This is a genomic window from Fervidicoccaceae archaeon, assembly GCA_038734945.1.
Classification (GTDB): domain Archaea; phylum Thermoproteota; class Thermoprotei_A; order Sulfolobales; family Fervidicoccaceae; genus ARK-14.
In genome coordinates, this window is sequence record JAVYOA010000001.1 from 127,950 (window position 1) to 145,331 (window position 17,382).

The window sequence follows — 17,382 nt, forward strand, 5'->3', positions numbered from 1 at the left end:
CTTTATCAGCTTGTTTCTCAAAAATTATTTTGAATGTGGGAAATGCCGGGACTCGCTCCCGATGAATAGACCTCCAGGTAAACCAATGCTGCCATTAGGGTCATAGTGATGATGGCAGGAAATATTGAGAGAAACGGCGTCAAGAGATGATATGCTGGTCCACTATTTACAATGGCTGGGGGAATTGTGAGAGCTCCAGCCGAGGATACCCCTCCTAGGCTCTGCGGTATTTCTCTAATTGCCTCGCCAACGAGAACTACTCTGGAGAGGAAAACGAGCGCTGAAAGCGAGGGATATGCTAGAGAAACAGCAAACGACGCCCTGGCCAAGTTTCGATTCAAGCTGGATCTGAAAACAGATGCAAGTAAGTAAATACCAATGATAATGGAGATGAGAGAGAAGACCAAAAGGGGATAAGAGAGCTCAGAGGCTCTGTCCAGAGCATCAATTGATAGAGGATCTCCAAATATAAACAGGCTGTAGCCTGCAAGGGCAATTCTCCCCTCAATTGAGCCCTCAAATTGGTAAATAGGGAGAACAAGAGAAAGTGCTGTTAGGGTGCCGTAGATCAGTTGAGATGATCCTGCCAGCAGCCTAAGCAGCCTAGGAATTCTTAGTGAACTCTGCAATTCCAACCCACCTGTTTGTTCTGTTCATAAATTCATAGAATACTTCTACGTATGCATAGTCATATTGACTTGGAAATTCTATCTTAAGGCTTCCAGCAGGAGGAACAAGTGTCTGGTTGAGAAGGCTCATGCTTTTCTCTATCCTTGGGGAACCATAATATGAGGTTGCATTAACATAGTATATGGTGGAATTTATTATGCTGAGGGGGACAGGATTTGGATTCTGGATCAGTAGACTTGCATTCTCAATTTCAAGTTCTGGCTCCTGCCATGATATGACCAGGGGATAAGAGCCTGTTAGCTTTCCCTTATCAAGATTAAGGGACAAGTTCAGCTGATAGTATGTTGATTGATTTTCATATAGAGCCTGCAGAAGATCGGCAGGCATGGGTGCAATGAGAGTGGTCCCGTTAAGGATTGATGCGCTGCATGGGAAGGATGTGGATTGTAAAACAAAAGAGCAGGAATCCACGCTTTCAATTGATAGATCTCTGAGATTGTAATTCAAAACAACAAGGGTCTTGTTCTCAGATAAACCAATAGAGCTCAGAGTTATGCTTGGAAGCTGAATTTCGGCTGCCTTTCCTGGAGCTTGAATAACTGTGAATAGAAATGAGAGCACTAGAACCAGGAGAACAAGCGTGAAGACAAATGCCTCTAGAGAGAATGGCGAGAGAAGAGATTCTTCGAATTTTCGAATGTCTATGTAGGAGAATATGGAGAGGATGAAGAGGGAGGATATCCATAGCCAGGCTGGAACAGATAAAAGAAGCTTGTACCTCACGCTCTCTCTTTTTACTGGAGGATCTGGTATTGGGTTGAAGTCCCCCTTTGTTGTTACAATACCATCGCTCACATTCAGGACTCTGTGTATTGTGCAGTGAAACGGATCGCTACAATATATTACTATGTCTCCAGGAGAGTAGCTGCTGATGGAGGTTGAGATTGAGAGCGCGAGGTCCCCTGGTTTCAAAGTGGGGTACATCGAGAATCCCCAAACGATGTTTATTGATGCTGGAAAAGAAAAGAGCCTGGAGCCTATAGCAAGGAGGAAAATGAGGATGGCTGCTGCTGTGTACAGAAAACTGCTAGATTTCAATTCAGGAGATCACCTGAACTGTTATTGGATAGTAGACACAAGCCCCCTGCCCACCAGAAATCGTGCAATATATTAAGTTCAAATTCAGAGAGGATGTGCCGGAGCCGGAGGAGCTTATGCTTGCTATTATGGCATTTCCTGAGCCAGGAAGCAGGGAAATCTCAGACGTAGAATAGGAACCTGGAATTCCCGAAGAGAACGTTATCGATGTCGAGCTCGCTCCACCTTGAGAAAGGAGATAGATTGAGCCGGAGTGATTTGATGAGAGAGAGTATGAGGATAGGGAAAGCGATGCATAGTACTGCACTGTGTCCAACACGGTTATGTTCAATATGGATTTCGATGAGAGGCTATTTATGTAAAAAGTGTAGATATATATTGAGGCAGATGTGTTTGCCTGTGCTATATTTACTATTAGAGTTGCTCCAACAACTGAATATGAGTCTCCTCCGAGGATGGCGCTGGTGGTGGGAGCTGTGTACTGAGCAAGCAGCAGTCCTCCCTGAGAGCTGTATATTGAGATGCTGCCGCCGCTTCCAGTACCGACCACAAAATCTGAGACTACACTTAGAGAAAGCTGACTGCTGCTCGCTGTTCCAGAGGATACCAGGTTTCCAAGGCTATCTCTTATTTCCACGTACATTCCAGAGGAAAGATTTTGTATGGTAATAGTCCTTGGATCTACTGTTGAAATGATGAATTCGTCGAAATATGCAGAAACATCATCTACGGACACTCCTATGTAGGCTGGGGTGAACACGTTGGTGCTGGTTATGGTTGCTGAAGCTGAGGTAACATAGTTTCCGCTGGCATCGTAGAGGTATGCCGTTATGCTGATGGTACTCCCGGAGACCGAGTAGTTTACCACAATAGTGTACCAGGCGGCTTGACTATAGCCAGGTATAGCAACACTAGCGTGATTGCTCCATCCATTGTTTACCACCACGTTGTAGCTCCATATCTGGAGGTACCCGGCTGTGGATCCTGTAGTGTATATCTCTACCGTGTACATTCTATTTATTCTTGAGTTCATCATGGGGATGCCGTACCATCCAGTTCCCGAAACCCATCTTGTCTTCAATGCTATCCAGTAGCTATTGCCTGATACTTGTGTGTTGTAGTAGTACTGAGATTCACTTCCAAGACCTCTGTTGTTGTCAGTTCCCTGCAGGACGTTTCCCTTAGCTCCCGCCACATTACTAACTAGAGTCCATGTGCCCCCATCACTATTCCATCCTGAAAGAGGATATGTTTCAAAGTCTGTATATGTTATTGCTCCCCTAGATGTTAGCTGAATGCTTGCATATGTTTGGGGGGGCTGGGTGAATATGACTGGGGGTCTGGAAGGCGAGGATGATGCTGAGAGCTTATAGAAAACGAACACAGAAGCAAGAGCTACTGAGAAGAGAAGAAGAGAGATCGAAAAAAGAATAAATAGTTTGCTTTTTGCAATGGCTCATTTCACCTCAAGGCGCTGTTTCGCTGTTCGTTGTGCTGTAGATCAGCTGAAGGCTGGCAGTGAATCCGCTTCCAGGGCTAGTGCTGTAGGATGAGCCTGTGCCTGCAGAGTAAGTCACTTGAAGATCCAGTGAGAGAGAGCTACTACCACTAATAGAGTACCAACTACTGGTTCCAGTTTGCATTAGATTGATTGTAGCGACGGTTGTTGAGCCGCTCCTGATTATTAGAGAGGCGCTCTGCAAGTTTGTATCGGTAGCAGCACTGTTCACTCTTACAGCGAAGTAATATGCCTGGGTATCCTGATTGTTGATGTTGGCGATGTTCTTATAGTAGTTGGTCTGGTAGGTAGGATGCACATTTATTGAAAGTGAAGTGTTGGCATCCGATATGGTTACTGCTATCTTGTTGCCACTTCCATAGAACAGATCGTTCTGATTAGCATTGCTCCCCAAAGAGAAGTAGATCGGTGGTTTTGTTGGTGTTGCTGCTGCTGTTACAGGATAGTAGACGAAGACGCTGGCAAATATCGCTGTCGCTGCCAACGATGCTACCACTAAAAATACTAGGGGTGTTACGTTCTTCATATTATCAAATCATCTCCTTTTTAAATCTAAACAATTTTTAGGGTTTAAAAAGACTGAGGTGATTGATTACAATTGTTTTTTTATATTCCATTTTTCTCATAATGCCATTGTCACTTCCTTCAGCCTCTCTCTGAATTTCCCGTAGCTTAGCTCCTTTACCCTCTCCACAGATGCCCTTGAAAGCCTTCTCCACTCCCCCTCATTGTTCATGAGCCTGAGAACAGCATCTGCTGCCTCATCCCCATCCATATATCCAAGGGCATTTCTCCCATCCTCAGCCAGATCGCTCCATGCACCTCCAGATCTGTGAATCACTGCTGGAATTCCCCTGGCCATTGCCTCTGCAACAGCAATTCCCCAGTGCTCGTTTACTGTTGCATGCATGAATACCCTGGATCTGTCCATGATTTTAAGCTTGAGCTCGCTTGGAGCATTGAGCAAGAGGCATATGCTCTCACTGCATTCTTCCTTTTCAGAGATCTTGATCCCCATGCTCCCAGCTAGCTTCATCAGCCTACTCACATATGCTCTGGAATGGGGGGTGGAGGAGGACCCAATTATGTATAGCCTTATCTCAGGATCCTCCCTGAGGAGCCTCGGCAATACCTCCTCTATGACCCAGTGATACCTCTTCTCCTCGCTGTACCTCCCAATCATGACCACGCTCTTCTCCCTCTCCTCAAAGTCCCTTGGCCTCTCAACTATCTCCATCGATGGCGGGATTGGGGGGTTCAATACAGTGGGCTTCTCCCCATACACCTCCCTCACAATGTTTCCAGTCCACCTCGAATTGACGAGAACCAAAGATGCTGATTCGAATGGGTTCCTTCTGGCAAATATGGGAGATATCTTTGTGAAGAGTTTCCAGTATAAGTAGTAGAAGCTCTTTGAATATTTTTCTCCAATATATGGATCCATTTCCTCCTGAAGCTCTGAAGCTCTCTGTGTGTTGCTGAAGTATATTTCCAGTGGGAAGTGTATGTACTCAATAATCTTGCTTCCATTTTTCTTATAAAATGGAGAGTCTGTGAGAACTATCTCATCTCCCTTTTCATGCATGAGCAGGAGGGGGAAAAGCAAGAGCCTTGAGTATAAGGCAAATCCCTTGAGCTCCAGCTTAGGACCGAGCACTGGTATGCTGCTGAGATCTATGCCAAAGAACTCTTTGTACTTCCTCTTGTCCACATTGTTTGGGGAGAGGATGGAGGTGCGGATGCCGAGCTCATAGAGGGCTTGTGCTGCGGAAGCCATAGTCAGTTCGGCACCGCCTGGCTCATTCCAGAAGTGATGAGCTACTAGAGCCTCCTTCTCCATCCTCCTCCCCGAGAGGGATCTTTATGCCCAGGTATCTCATATGAACAATCCCGGTAATCATTCGGGATTGAGGCGGGACAACAGGTTTATTTTTCTAAACAATTACTCAGAGGAATCAGGTGTGGGGTTCATTGAGAAATACAAGCAGGGGGAAAATAGAGGATCTTCTGTTTGGAATGATGAGGGAAAATTTGAGGGCTTTCTGCCTAGAGAGGTGGCAGAGCCTCCACGAGAATTTTGCTAGGACAAACATGAGTGAGAGCGGGGTTTTTCCTCTCAGGCTAAATGAGCTCGAGAGTTTTGGATTGAATCTTGAAGAGCTCATGAATATGGAAATTGGTTATGGCTGGACAAGGGGATCCCCTGAGCTAAGAGAGAGAATAGCAGAGCTATACAAGGGCGAGGTGAGCAGAGAGGAAGTTCTAGTTACAGCAGGTTCCGCAGAGGCAAATCTAGTTGCAGCAATGAGCACGGTTAAATTGGGAGAAACAGCTGTGGTTGATTTGCCGAATTACATGCAGATCCCTGGTCTAATAGAGTTTCTGGGAGGGAAAAAACTGGAGCTCAGACGCTCTCCTCCTTCCTGGGCTTTTCCCATTGAGAGAGCAATAAACATTATAGAGGAGAGGAGGCCAAAGGCTGCGTTCATTTGTAATCCAAACAACCCAACTGCAACTGTTATTCCAGAAAAGGACATCGCGGAGCTGGGCGATGCTGCAAGAAGAGCAGGAACCATATTGATATTTGATGAAGTTTATTGGGGTTCCGAGCTGAGCGGAGAGAGGCCAAGCGCTCTTGAAATACTTGGCAAGGATTCTGCTGTTTCCGTTTCTGGGCTCTCAAAGGTCTATGGTCTTCCCGGTCTGAGGATAGGATGGCTCTCTGGGAAAAAAGAAATTGTTGAGAGGGCGTGGTCAGCCAAGGACTATGTAAGTATAGCTCCCTCCATTCTCAGCGATAAAATAGCATCGCATATTTTAGGAGGAGAGAGCATTGAGAGGCTAAGAAGCAGGGCAAAGGAGATTGTTCGGAAGAATCTCCGGGAGTTTCTCTCGAGAGCTTCTGGGGATCTTCTCTCTCCTCTTCAACCGCAGGCAGGAGCATTTATCTGGGCATCTGTTCCATGGGAAGAGAACACCCTCTCTCTTGCCCTGGATCTCTTTGAGAACTGGAAAATCCTGGTTAATCCTGGAGAGTGCTTTGAGAGCCCAGGATATTTGAGAATTGGCCTGGGACAAGAGCCCAAGAGCTTCTCTGGAGCAATGGATGAGCTCGTAGGAGCACTCTCAAAGGAAAGGGAGAAACGTGTTAATATTGAAAAGATGAACAGATAGGTGGGTGTTTTCATGCATGGGTGAGGACAGCGAGATAGTAATCGATAGGTTCGGATCTCTATTCAAGACCAGAAGGACTAAGGACAAAGCATTTTGGTGTCCCCTTTGCGGCTATGGTGAGGAATCCCCAATATTCTTCACTGAAGAAGATCTTATATCTCACATATCTAGACATGAGATTCAGAGAAGAAAGGAAAGCGAAAGAGGTGAGTAAATTGATCTTCAGCCTAGATAGGCTTCCAAGGACACAGGAAGAGCTCGCGAGGAGAATAGATCACACTGTGCTGAGACCTGAAGAAGGGATGCAGGCAATAATGAGGGCTGCAGATGAGACTGAGAAGCTTGGCTTTAGAGCCCTAGTGATACCTCCCTGGGCAGTCAGAGAAGTACATGAGATCAGCAGAGCAAAGATAGCTACGGTAATCAGCTTTCCGCTTGGGCACGATCCTGCTGAAATAAAGAAAGCACAGATCGAGAGAGCAGCGAATGATGGGGCTCTGGAGGTTGATGTTGTAATAAACATAATGGCAGCTCTGTCAGGAAGGTTGGAGCTTGTTAGAGGGGAGATCCAGGAGCTCACATCCTTTTCCCATGCTTTGGGTTTGGGCATAAAGTTCATACTTGAAACTGGACTGCTGACCCCAGATCTAATTTCAACAATTTCCAGCTATGTTTCTGAAGCTGGAGGAGACTACGTGAAAACTTCAACGGGATTCGGTCCTAGAGGAGCAAGCATTGAGGATATAATTATCATAAGGAGGTCGGTTGGAGATAAGCAGGGAATAAAGGCCTCAGGAGGCATAAGAACTGGGATGCAGGCAGCACTGCTCATAGCTTATGGAGCTGATATAATTGGAGCAAGCAGCAGTGTGAAGATTGTGAGGGAGTATCCGCAGGCTCTATCCCAGATCCAAGGTTAGTGCGATGCCATCTGCAGAGCTGTGTGAAATTTGTGGAAAAAGGAGGGCTCTTTTTGTTTGTCCTCTATGTAAAAGGAGGGTATGCGAGCACTGCTTTAGCATCGAGAGAGGCATGTGCTTGGTATGCCTTCAGACCATGTGTGAGAGATGCGGAAGGAAGCACTCCGTGGAGAGATGCCAGATCTGCGGCAGACTTATTTGTCCTGACTGTTTGATTAGAGTGGATAAAGCTAGAGCTATCTGTTTGGATTGCTTCAATGCTCTTGGAAAAGATAGGGCAATAGAGCTCATACGGAGGAGGAGCTCGGAGGAGAGGAGGGTCCTGCAGAGCAGACTTAAGCTGCTGGAGACCTGAGGTATATATACGAGACTGTTATTTTCCATGTGTCCAAAGCAAAAGATGGGGTGCCGATGCCAATGGTGCTGCTTGCTGAGGATGTGGAGGCAGAAGCTGGGGGGAAGCTTGTACTGAGGGGGGTAAGTATTGAGCTTCGGGAAGGAGAGATCCTAGCTCTAATGGGACCAAACGGATCAGGAAAAACAACCTTTGCCAGTGCTATTGCAGGAAGCCCTTCGGTTGTCTTGAGGAAGGGAAGAATAGTGCTGGACAACGAGGAAATAACAGCATATCCTCCCGAGGATAGAATGCTCAGAGGTCTTCTTCTCCTCTTTCAAAATCCACCTGAAATCCCTGGAGTTAAGCTGAGCACCCTTCTCCTAGCATCGTACAACAAGTCAAGGGGAACGTCGAAGGATCTCCTGAAGGTATCTGACGCTTCCTTCTTTTCAAGGATGAGAGAAGCTGCAGCTAGAGTTGGTTTAAAGGAGGAGGTTCTCTATAGGGAGATAAATGTTGGATTCAGTGGGGGAGAGAGGAAGAGGGCGGAGCTCCTTCAGGCTATGGTGCTCAATGCCAAGTACATTGTGATGGATGAGCCAGACAGCGGACTAGATGTGGATGGTCTGAGAGTTGTGGGAGAGTTCATCGAGAGGATGAGAAAAGAGGGGAAGGGCGTTCTTCTGATCACTCACTACACCAGGCTATTCTCAATGGTTAGGCCTGATAGGATAGCTGTTATGGTTGGAGGCAGAATTATAGCTGAGGGGAAGATGGAGTTGGCTGAGAAAATTGATGCCAAGGGCTATTCGGGCCTGGCAAAGGAGTTGGGGGTCAGGGGAATTGAAAGCTGAGAACAGAGAAAGTGTTCTGGGAAAGCTCTCTCTAGGAGGAGAGGTCCAGCTCCCAGAGGGCTTCAGGAGCTCCTATGTAGTTAAGGGAAGGTTGGAGAGATCTCTGATTGAGGAAATAAGCAGAGCGAAGAAGGAGCCCGAATGGATGCTCAGGCTCAGATTAAAGGCGCTGGAAGCATATGAGAAGCTGCCATTTCCAAATTGGATTAGAGGAGTTGAGGAGCTCGATATAGATGAGCTAGCTCACTATATAAAGCCTGAAGCAGGTCTTGCTAGGAGCTGGGAGGATATACCTCAGGAGATAAGGAGGGTCTATGAGGGTCTGAACCTCCCTGAGGCTGAAAAGAGGGCCTTGGCTGGAATAAGCTTTCAATTTGAGAGTGAGACCGTTTATTTGGGAATAAAGAAGCTGCTGGAGGAAAGGAAAGTAGTTATGGTTCCAATGGAGGAGGCCCTCAATAGATATCCCGACATGGTCAAAGAGTACTTCAGTAGGGTTTTTCCCTTTGCTGAGCATAAATTCGCAGCTCTCCACGCAGCTCTATGGAGCGGCGGAGTTTTTGTTTATGTTCCAAGAGGCATAAGGATTCCTCAGCCAATAGAGGCCTTCTTCTTCATGGCAAGCGCGCTGGAGGGACAGTTCGAGCACACGCTCCTCATAGCGGATGAGGGGAGTGAAATTCAATTTATAGAGGGCTGCTCTGCCCCAATGTACAAGAGCTATAGCTTCCATGATGGCATGGTTGAAATTTATGCTCATAGAAACAGCAGGGTAAAGTTCGTGACGCTCCAAAATTGGAGCGGCAATGTGATAAACTTCAACAATAAGAGGGCTATAGCTGAGAGCAATTCCTCGGTTGAGTGGCTTGAGGGGAGCGTTGGGAGCAAGGTAACATATGTTTACCCCAGCACAATATTGAAGGGAGATGGGGCGAAGACTTCCATCTACACTGTAACAATATCCAATGGAAAGAAGTTGAAGGATACTGGAGCGAAGGTAATAGCTCTGGGCAAGAATGCAGGTGCCAAAATCGTAAGCAAAAGCATAAGTGCCAATGGCGGAACAAATGTGTACAGGGGATTGGTGAGGATAAACAGAGGATCGGAAAACACCGTAGTGACAAGCAGCTGTGACAGCCTCATTCTAGATAGAAAAAGCAGGGCATATACATATCCGCACAACCAAATAGAGGAGGACACCGCCTCTGTTAGCCATGAGGCGAGGACAGGCAGGATAAGCGAGGAGCAGCTCTTCTACATGCGCTCTAGAGGATTGAGTGAGGGAGAGGCAAAGAGCCTGATGGTGCTAGGATTTTTGGAGGATGTTCTTGTTGATGTTCCGTTCGAGATGGCATCCGTGCTGAATACAGTTATACAGCTGGAGTTCTCTAAACTTGGGGGGACGGGATGATGAGAAGGGAGGCAGTTCTAGCAAATATAAAGAGCATACCATATCAGAGCATGCATGACAGCCCAACAATGAAGTACTATACTAGCTGGAAGCTTCTTGAGGAAAGCCTGGATGAGCCCAGAGGAAAGGCTGAGCCTTTAATTAGAAATGTTATTCCTGGATCAAGCTCAATTGAGCTCCTTCCAGATGGAGGCTTCACTGGAGAGGGGGAAGAGATTCGTCCTTCTCCTCTCCTCTTCAATGAGAACGAGGGCAGAATTATGGCGGCACACTTTCTTCTATTGAATGGAGCGCTGCTTTTGAAGATTGCCGAAAAGGAGGAGAAAAGATTGATGATATTGGATATTGCTCCTCAAGCTGGAAGCTCACACCACCATGTAAGGCTTGAAATGGAGCCTGGCTCGAAGGGTGAGGTTGTTATTGCCTCTTCTGCCAGGTCCTCAAATGGAGCTCCAATGCTGAGCTTTGAAGTTCTGATGAGAGATTCCGAGCTCCGTCTTTGGAAGCTAAGCAGGTATGATGATGGGGGTCTTCCAGTATCCTGGATAAGGGTGCATGCTTCTGGCAGGAGCAAGATAGATTTGAGAAGTGTTGCCATTGGGGGAAAATCCAACCTCTCATCGGATGAGGTTATACTGCAAGGAAGTGGAGAGAGCGCTAGCATTCGCTCTTTCCTCCTTGCCAGGAACGGTGAGAAGGTCGATTATATAACAAATGTAATAAATGACTCTCCTGAAGGGAAGGCTGAGGTTAAGGTAAGGGGATTCAATTTTGGAGGAAGCGTTGTTCATAGAGGAAGGTTGAAGGTTGCTGAGGAAGCTGTGATGAGCGAGAATGTGCTGAGCAGCATAGTGTATAAAATAAGCGATGGAGCGAGAAGCTATTCGATCCCCTCTCTGGAAGTTGAGAACAGCGAGGTTCTAAGTGCCTCGCATGAGACATCAGTCTCCCCAATTCCTGAGGGTGTTCTCTTCTATTTGCGGTCAAGGGGGCTGAGCGAGAAGGAGGCAATAGAGCTTCTTGTGAGGAGCTCAGCTCTGGGCGTTCTCGAGGAGCTGAATGCTGAAGGAATAATTACTGGACTGCTATAGCTGGAGCTGAAATCGGGCTCCTCTTGAGGATGTTGTGTTCTTCTGGCTCCGGAGAGCATGTCTCGATGCATATTAGCTCTGCTTCTTTCTCATTGGCGAGGAAAAGCTCTGTGTAATATGCAAAGCATGCCTCCATGCAGTCCTTTCTAGAGAATCTTCTGTTCAAGACGATCGCCGATAATAATTTGGAGGGGGTGCTAAAAAGGTTTTGTGCGAATAAGCGAGAACTTTTTTAGATTTTTGTCGAATTACTCGATGGTGATGTTTCCATTGTCTGCTATTACCAAAGCTCCTCTTGGGAATGACAGCTTTAGCTTACTTATGCACCCTTCCCCTTCGAGCTTCACGCAGAGATCCTTTCTGCTAATGTTCGCATTTATCATTGCACTGCGGAAATTTATGCTGTAAGCTTCAAGTAAAATTTCTTCTCCATTGATGAGCAAGAGTGTTACTCTGAATGGATCCTTCACGTTCTGCGGAGGATCAATTCTCATAGCCTCTGCAATGTACTCCGCAGGCTCTCTCAGGTTGAGAGCTTGCCTGATTAGACTCATGCATAACACCCTTTATTCAATTGCATAACATTTGTGGGAATATAAAAACATTTCGAAAAGAATTGATTGAGATTTTAGTGAAAAGAGAACGAATAAGTGCACTTATTTAAACTGGAACTCTGACATAGTTTTATATTGGTGATGCATTCTGCCAGGAGATAGGAAGGTGACTGTGAGTGTTATAAAGGCAGATGTTGGTGGTCTCGCTGGCCACCATGTTGTTCATCCGGATCTGCTAGCTACTGCAACCAGGGTTCTTGGTGAGGGAAAGGCGAGAGGAGTAATAGAGGATTTCTATGTCACAAATGTCGGAGACGATCTTGAGCTAATAATGACTCACTATGGAGGTGTTGATAATCCAGATGTTCACGGACTTGCTTGGGAGGCCTTTAAGGAGGCAACAAAGGTTGCCCAGAGGCTGGGGCTCTATGGAGCGGGACAAGATCTCCTTTCAGATTCCTTCTCAGGGAATGTTAGAGGGATGGGGCCTGGAGTTGCTGAGATGGATTTCGTTGAGAGACCAAGCGAGCCCATCGTGATCTTCATGGCTGATAAGACTGAGCCTGGAGCTTTCAATCTGCCATTCTATAAGATCTTCGCTGATCCCTTCAATACCTCTGGGCTAGTCATAGATCCAAAGCTTCATTCTGGCTTCAAGTTCGAGATCTGGGATCTCATTGAGCACAAGGTGTACTTCTTAAATGCTCCAGAGGACATCTACGACATATTGGCACTCATAGGAACAACGGGTAGATATACAATAAAGAGAATTTTTAGGAGATCCGATGGAGAGATTGCCGCTGCTGTGAGCAGCGAGAGACTGAACCTAATTGCCGGAAAGTATGTGGGAAAGGATGATCCTGTTGCAATAGCAAGGGCGCAGAGCGGCTTTCCTGCTCTGGGCGAGATCCTTGAGCCCTTTTCCTTTCCACACCTCGTAGCAGGGTGGATGAGAGGGAGCCACAACGGTCCCCTAATGCCCGTATCTCAGAGGGATGCTAGATGTACCAGGTTCGACGGTCCTCCTAGAATTGTAGCACTGGGATTCAATATCAAGGATGGAAAGCTCATAGGGCCGAGCGATCTCTTCGATGATCCAGCATTCGATGAGGCTAGGAGGCTTGCCCAGAAGATTGCTGATTATATGAGGAGACATGGTCCCTTCATGCCCCATAGGCTGGGACCGGAGGAGATGGAGTACACAAACCTTCCTCAGGTCCTAAAGAAGCTTGAGGAGAGGAAGGCCTAGGTTTTTTCCAGGAGTCCCTCGGAGAGCTCCAGTATTTTTTTCCCAGGATCCGGTGCATTCATGACTGCGCTGGCTACAAGTACTCCTGCTGCTCCAAGCTCTACGGCTCTTCTTGCATCATCCTTGAAGCTGACTCCTGCACCAACCAGTATTGGTATTCTGCTGGATCCCGCTTTCCTAATCAGCTCAACTGATGCCGTTATAACCTCGGGCTTTGCCCTCGAAACACTTATGCCAGTTCCAATGAGCTCAGGAGGCTCCACAGCAACCATATCTGGAGATAGAACGGAAATGGCTGCTGCTGTTCTTGGTGTAGAAGCGCATGCTATTGAAATTAAGCCAGCATTCCTCAGCATATCCACTGCATCTTCTATCTCCGAGAGGAGCATCCTTCTTTCGCTGTGATTTATCAGGGATCCCTTCCCTCCTGCAGATGATATCATCTTAGCTGTAATGCGTCCAGTGGCCGCGCTTTCTGCTATAGGATCAATGTGCTGCGCTACTACTTCCAGCTCAACTCTTTCTGCTATTGACCTAATCTCTGTGAATGGCACAGCAAGAATCGTTCTGACGCCTGTGCTTTTCGAAGCTTTTTCAGCCTGCTTAGCAATAGCCAGTCCCTTTTCTCCATAGCTGGTGGGGAATGATTTGTAGTTTATTACGAGGATCCTCTCCTCTGCCAAGGAGCATCAGCTCCAAAAGCTCTTTGTTTTCTCTGCTTATTTTGCTTACTGTCTTTTGTTCAATGAAATAGATGCTTGGGAATCAAAGAAACTTGCAAAGATTTATGGAGAGAGGGGTACTGTTGGAGATCTCATGAGATCTTTGTTGATTCGTAGCACACAAAAGATCCTTCTTCTCCTTCCAGGGGATCCTCCTGAGCTGGCTTCTTTCCTGGGCTGTAGCGGAGAACGCTGGCTGCCCTAACAACGTTGAGTTTTTCCTCTTTGAGCATTGATTTCACCTGCTCCCTTGTATAGAAAACAGCATTTGCATAGAAGATGCTCTCTCCGGCCCTCTTCCTTTTCTCATAGAACTGCCCCCATTCCGAGTCGAGCGGAACAATGCAGGTTATGAGCCTTCCTCCGTGCTTGAGCACCCTAGCAGCTTCGCTTAGAGTTTTTCTGGGATTGTTTACGAAGCACAGAGTTACTATTAGATATGCTGTTCGAAAGGACTCGTTTCTGAAGGGCAGGTGCTCTGCTACTCCCCTCACCACCTCAATTCCTCTGGCTGCTGAGAGTGAAAGTGCAGAAGTGGAGGGATCTATGCCTGTTTCAACGCCCAAGGGGGCAGCGAATCTTCCAGTTCCAACGCCAATTTCGATGCAGGGCTTGCTGCAGGGAAAGCTCTCTGTGAGCTTCAGCTCGCTTTCATATATTATCCTCTGCCTCTCAAACCATTCATCGTATTCCTCTATCCTCTCATCAAAGACTCTGAATGTTCTCTCCTCTCTTGGAGATTCCAAAGCAGCAGCACCGCTCTATTTTTACTGCATATTTACTTTTATGTCCCATTGTTATTTCTCTTTCTACTTATTTCTCGAGTATTTGATTCGATGCTTCCCAGGCCCTCCTTTCAGATAGAATTACTGGAGATTTTCTAGGAACGCCCAGAGCTCTTGCTATTACTGGGCACTTCGCTCTAAGCAGAAATATGGCTTTATTCTCCAGCCACCTTCCTGAATCTATGTAGCCTTCAAGGTTTGCTATGCCCTTTGAAATTACGATGTCCGAATCGAGCATTGCCCTCCATGCATCATTGCTTGGATGCGCTTTATATAGGGGCGGTAAGTTCCATTTGGATCGGATTGCACCAATGCTTCCATTGAGATGCCTGAGCACCTCTGAATATGTAGCATCTATCTCGTAGGGATCCTCCCTAAGCACGAGGAGGATCTCATATCCGAGGGAGGAGAGCTTGCTTGCTACAAATAGATCGAAGATTATCTCTCCGGAATTATCAGGCACGTATGCTATTTTCTTGATGCCTTTCCAGTTTATTGTTCTCGAGTCGTCTATTGCTGGTGGTTCAAACAGATCCTGCTCTTTTGTTGCTTTTAGATCGTAGCTATATCCGAGAACGCTTGTATCGAATATGTTTGCTGCTGCAGCTAGCTTGAGGAGCTCAGCTTCATTCCAATCCACAATATCCTTAATTCTTTCAAGGAGTTCCTTGGCCAGCTCATTCAGCTTTGCTTTGTGCTCATAGTAGGGATCGCGGTTTCCGGAGAGCTCTGAAACTATTCTGAAGCTCAGCGAGAAGGCCTCGCTTCTTGGCTTCCTCAAAAGTGCAGAGATGGCATTTAAAAGAGCGGAATATCCTTCTTCCATGATCCCTGCTTCCTTAAGATCGTTGATTCTGCTCCCTACTAGGCATGAAATGCAATCTCTCGGTCTATTCATGCTTGTTCTTCCTCTATTCTTTCCATTTCTCCAATGAGCTTCCTCACGTGCTCCTCTGTGATGTACCCCATTACCCCAACTCTCAGGATTTTCTCCTTCAGATCTCCCATACCAGTAGCAACATAGATTCCCCTTTTCTTGAGATTTTCTGCTATTTCAATTGAGCTCCTTCCCCTGGGAGGAACAAGTGCAGCAACTGTATGTGCCCTGACCTCCTCGGAGGGTAGCGGTGAATAGCCCAACCTCCCAGCCTCATTATACAGCAGAGAGCTTGCCCTCTGTATTCTACTCCATCTTTCCTCCTTTCCCTCCTCTCTGAGGATTCTCAGCGCCTCTGCTAGACCATACATGAGGTTGATAGCTGGTGTGAAGGGCGTTTCCCTTTTTTCCAGAAATTTCAAATACTTACAGAGATCCAGGTATGACGGCTTTGAGCTTGTTCTGCATGCTATCCTTGATGCCTCGCTTGAGAGAGCAACAATAGATAATCCAGGAGGTCCTCCAAGGCCTTTCTGAGAGCAGCTGGCAACCGCGAATATGTTCCAGCTGCTCATTCTCAGCTCCTCTCCTCCAAGGGATGATACTGCATCTAGGAGAAGCTGTGCTCCCATCTCCTCTGAGAGCCTTGATAGCCTCTCCAAATAGCTTATAATTGCTCCTGTGCTCGTCTCGACATGCACTGTAGCTATGTATTTTGGCTTGAAGCGCTCGGCTGCCTCTGCAACTTCAGCAAATGATGGTGCGCTGCCTGGGGGGCTCTTCAGCGTTTCCAGCCTTGCTCCCCTGCTTTCCAGGCTCTCTCTCATTCTCCTCCCAAACTCTCCAAATTCCAGCACAAGGACTCTATCTCCTGGATTCACTAGGGAGTATATCATTGCCTCAACTCCAAGCGTTCCTGAGCCGGTAAGCAGCAGTGCTTTCTCTTCCCCGTTCCCCCCAACGCTCCACTTCAGATCTTCCAGGATTGATGTTAGCAGATTGGAAAACTTCTCGGATCGATGGGAAACTACCTGCATAGCTATAGCTTTCAGAACTCTCTCGTGAAGCTCCACTGGTCCGGGAACCAGTATCACTCTTCCACCCTCCTGAGCTTTCTCTCAATTGCTTCTGCGATCTCCAAGGCTATCCTCCTCTGAGCCTCAACTGTTTGGCTCCCAATGTGAGGAGTTACCACAACATTTGGATGCTTGATGAGCTCCATCTCCAGCTCTCCAGGCGGCTCTCGCTCCAGGACGTCGAGGGCTGCCCCTCCCAGCTTTCCCACCTTCAGCGCCTCCAGAAGTGCCTCCTGATCTACTATTGAGCCTCTTGATGTGTTTATGAGAAGGGCTCCATTCTTCATTAGGAAAATTTCCCTCTTCCCAATCAGCCTGTGCGTCTCCTTTGTCAGAGGAACGTGCAATGTCACAATGTCTGATGAGCGCAGGAGGTCCTCCAGGCTGTCGGCAAGCTTTATTCCATGTAGCTCGTTCAGTGCTTCCTTTCTCACATCATATGCTATTACTTCCATTCCCAGACATCTGCAGAGCCTGGCTACTTCCCTACCTATTCTTCCGATTCCAATGATTCCTGCTACTTTTCCTCTCAGCTCGATCCCCTCGACCTTTTCCCATCTGCCCTCCCTCGTGAGCTGCATGGCCGTGTTTATTTTTCTTGCGAGAACCAGCATGAGGGCAACTGTGAGCTCCGCAACAGAAACGGCAGGGGCTGCTGGTGATGTAATTATTTCTATTTTCCTCGCCGCAGCCTCCTCAACATCTATGTTGTCAACGCCTACGCCAGCCCTAGCAATAAGCTTGAGATTCTTTCCTTTCTTGATGACTTCTGCATCTATTTTCGTTCTGCTTCTCACAACAACTGCATCGAACTTCTCGATTTCCTCTAGAAGTTTTTCCCTTGAGATTCCTGGAGAATAGAGAACTTCAAACCCCCTTCTCTCCAGTTCCTCTGCGAGAGTTCTGTCTACTCTGTCTGCTATGAGAATCCTTTCCTTTTTAATATGTGGGGAGTTCTGTGAATCGGGAACGACGACAAAGAGGCAAACACCTCACGGTGTTCTCTTTATTTTTGGGTATAAATTTAAAAATTTTTGTGTTTTTCAAAATTTCCGCTTAGAGCTTTTCAGCTATGATGCATGCTG

The 17,382-nt window shown here is 46.9% G+C and carries 20 protein-coding genes; 8 read left to right on the plus strand and 12 right to left on the minus strand.

Annotated features, from left to right (window positions below; genetic code table 11):
- Positions 1-17: 17 nt before the first annotated feature.
- The 5 genes from QXR92_00680 to QXR92_00700 form a co-directional block, all read right to left on the minus strand.
- Positions 18-629 carry a hypothetical protein gene (locus tag QXR92_00680; protein MEM0318527.1) on the minus strand — a complete coding sequence of 204 codons (612 nt, stop codon included), beginning with the start codon at positions 627-629 and terminating at the stop codon, positions 18-20.
- Positions 604-1,728, minus strand: coding sequence for a signal peptidase I (locus QXR92_00685; GenBank protein MEM0318528.1), 1,125 nt, complete (start codon positions 1,726-1,728; stop codon positions 604-606). The genes QXR92_00680 and QXR92_00685 overlap by 26 nt, the downstream gene beginning before the upstream one ends.
- A 1-nt stretch (position 1,729) precedes the next feature.
- Positions 1,730-3,112 (minus strand): hypothetical protein, encoded by a 1,383-nt coding sequence (locus QXR92_00690; GenBank protein ID MEM0318529.1) that lies wholly within the window; start codon positions 3,110-3,112, stop codon positions 1,730-1,732.
- 82 nt (positions 3,113-3,194) lie between these two features.
- The gene (locus QXR92_00695; GenBank protein ID MEM0318530.1) at positions 3,195-3,773 is read right to left on the minus strand and encodes a hypothetical protein; all 579 of its coding nucleotides are present in this window, start codon (positions 3,771-3,773) and stop codon (positions 3,195-3,197) included.
- A gap of 96 nt (positions 3,774-3,869) precedes the next feature.
- A complete protein-coding gene (locus QXR92_00700) occupies positions 3,870-5,087 on the minus strand; it encodes a glycosyltransferase (protein ID MEM0318531.1) in 1,218 nt (405 codons plus the stop codon).
- Between the two features lie 131 nt (positions 5,088-5,218).
- Here QXR92_00700 and QXR92_00705 point away from each other — a divergent pair, with 131 nt between their 5' ends.
- The 7 genes from QXR92_00705 to QXR92_00735 all read left to right on the plus strand — a co-directional run bounded on the left by QXR92_00705 (position 5,219) and on the right by QXR92_00735 (position 11,034).
- On the plus strand, positions 5,219-6,421 hold the full coding sequence (locus QXR92_00705; protein ID MEM0318532.1) for a pyridoxal phosphate-dependent aminotransferase: 1,203 nt from the start codon (positions 5,219-5,221) through the stop codon (positions 6,419-6,421).
- 16 nt (positions 6,422-6,437) lie between these two features.
- On the plus strand, positions 6,438-6,635 hold the full coding sequence (locus tag QXR92_00710) for a hypothetical protein (protein ID MEM0318533.1): 198 nt from the start codon (positions 6,438-6,440) through the stop codon (positions 6,633-6,635).
- A 1-nt stretch (position 6,636) separates the two neighbouring features.
- On the plus strand, positions 6,637-7,341 hold the full coding sequence (gene deoC, locus QXR92_00715) for a deoxyribose-phosphate aldolase (GenBank protein ID MEM0318534.1): 705 nt from the start codon (positions 6,637-6,639) through the stop codon (positions 7,339-7,341).
- Between the two features lie 23 nt (positions 7,342-7,364).
- On the plus strand, positions 7,365-7,556 hold the full coding sequence (locus tag QXR92_00720) for a hypothetical protein (GenBank protein ID MEM0318535.1): 192 nt from the start codon (positions 7,365-7,367) through the stop codon (positions 7,554-7,556).
- A 202-nt stretch (positions 7,557-7,758) separates the two neighbouring features.
- Positions 7,759-8,532: a Fe-S cluster assembly ATPase SufC gene (sufC, locus tag QXR92_00725; GenBank protein MEM0318536.1), complete on the plus strand. Its 774-nt coding sequence runs from the start codon at positions 7,759-7,761 to the stop codon at positions 8,530-8,532.
- Positions 8,522-9,943 (plus strand): Fe-S cluster assembly protein SufB, encoded by a 1,422-nt coding sequence (sufB, locus tag QXR92_00730; GenBank protein MEM0318537.1) that lies wholly within the window; start codon positions 8,522-8,524, stop codon positions 9,941-9,943. The genes sufC and sufB overlap by 11 nt, the downstream gene beginning before the upstream one ends.
- Positions 9,940-11,034, plus strand: a complete 1,095-nt coding sequence (locus QXR92_00735; GenBank protein ID MEM0318538.1) for a SufD family Fe-S cluster assembly protein — start codon at positions 9,940-9,942, stop codon at positions 11,032-11,034. The genes sufB and QXR92_00735 overlap by 4 nt, the downstream gene beginning before the upstream one ends.
- On the opposite strand, the gene QXR92_00740 is transcribed toward QXR92_00735, so the two are convergent.
- Both QXR92_00740 and QXR92_00745 read right to left on the minus strand, forming a co-directional pair.
- On the minus strand, positions 11,018-11,200 hold the full coding sequence (locus QXR92_00740; GenBank protein MEM0318539.1) for a hypothetical protein: 183 nt from the start codon (positions 11,198-11,200) through the stop codon (positions 11,018-11,020). The two genes, QXR92_00735 and QXR92_00740, sit on opposite strands and share 17 nt — an antisense overlap.
- Positions 11,201-11,282: 82 nt before the next feature.
- Positions 11,283-11,588 carry a hypothetical protein gene (locus QXR92_00745; protein MEM0318540.1) on the minus strand — a complete coding sequence of 102 codons (306 nt, stop codon included), beginning with the start codon at positions 11,586-11,588 and terminating at the stop codon, positions 11,283-11,285.
- A 148-nt stretch (positions 11,589-11,736) separates the two neighbouring features.
- Here QXR92_00745 and fbp point away from each other — a divergent pair, with 148 nt between their 5' ends.
- Positions 11,737-12,837, plus strand: a complete 1,101-nt coding sequence (gene fbp, locus QXR92_00750) for a fructose-1,6-bisphosphate aldolase/phosphatase (GenBank protein ID MEM0318541.1) — start codon at positions 11,737-11,739, stop codon at positions 12,835-12,837.
- Here the strand turns inward: fbp and tpiA are convergent.
- From tpiA to QXR92_00775, 5 genes are all read right to left on the minus strand, one after another.
- Positions 12,834-13,520 (minus strand): triose-phosphate isomerase, encoded by a 687-nt coding sequence (gene tpiA, locus QXR92_00755; GenBank protein MEM0318542.1) that lies wholly within the window; start codon positions 13,518-13,520, stop codon positions 12,834-12,836. The genes fbp and tpiA overlap by 4 nt on opposite strands.
- 131 nt (positions 13,521-13,651) lie before the next feature.
- The gene (locus QXR92_00760) at positions 13,652-14,305 is read right to left on the minus strand and encodes a class I SAM-dependent methyltransferase (GenBank protein MEM0318543.1); all 654 of its coding nucleotides are present in this window, start codon (positions 14,303-14,305) and stop codon (positions 13,652-13,654) included.
- A gap of 67 nt (positions 14,306-14,372) precedes the next feature.
- Positions 14,373-15,242, minus strand: coding sequence for an ARMT1-like domain-containing protein (locus tag QXR92_00765; GenBank protein MEM0318544.1), 870 nt, complete (start codon positions 15,240-15,242; stop codon positions 14,373-14,375).
- Positions 15,239-16,315, minus strand: coding sequence for an alanine--glyoxylate aminotransferase family protein (locus QXR92_00770; protein ID MEM0318545.1), 1,077 nt, complete (start codon positions 16,313-16,315; stop codon positions 15,239-15,241). The genes QXR92_00765 and QXR92_00770 overlap by 4 nt, the downstream gene beginning before the upstream one ends.
- Positions 16,312-17,241, minus strand: a complete 930-nt coding sequence (locus tag QXR92_00775; protein ID MEM0318546.1) for an NAD(P)-dependent oxidoreductase — start codon at positions 17,239-17,241, stop codon at positions 16,312-16,314. The genes QXR92_00770 and QXR92_00775 overlap by 4 nt, the downstream gene beginning before the upstream one ends.
- Positions 17,242-17,382: the final 141 nt, after the last annotated feature.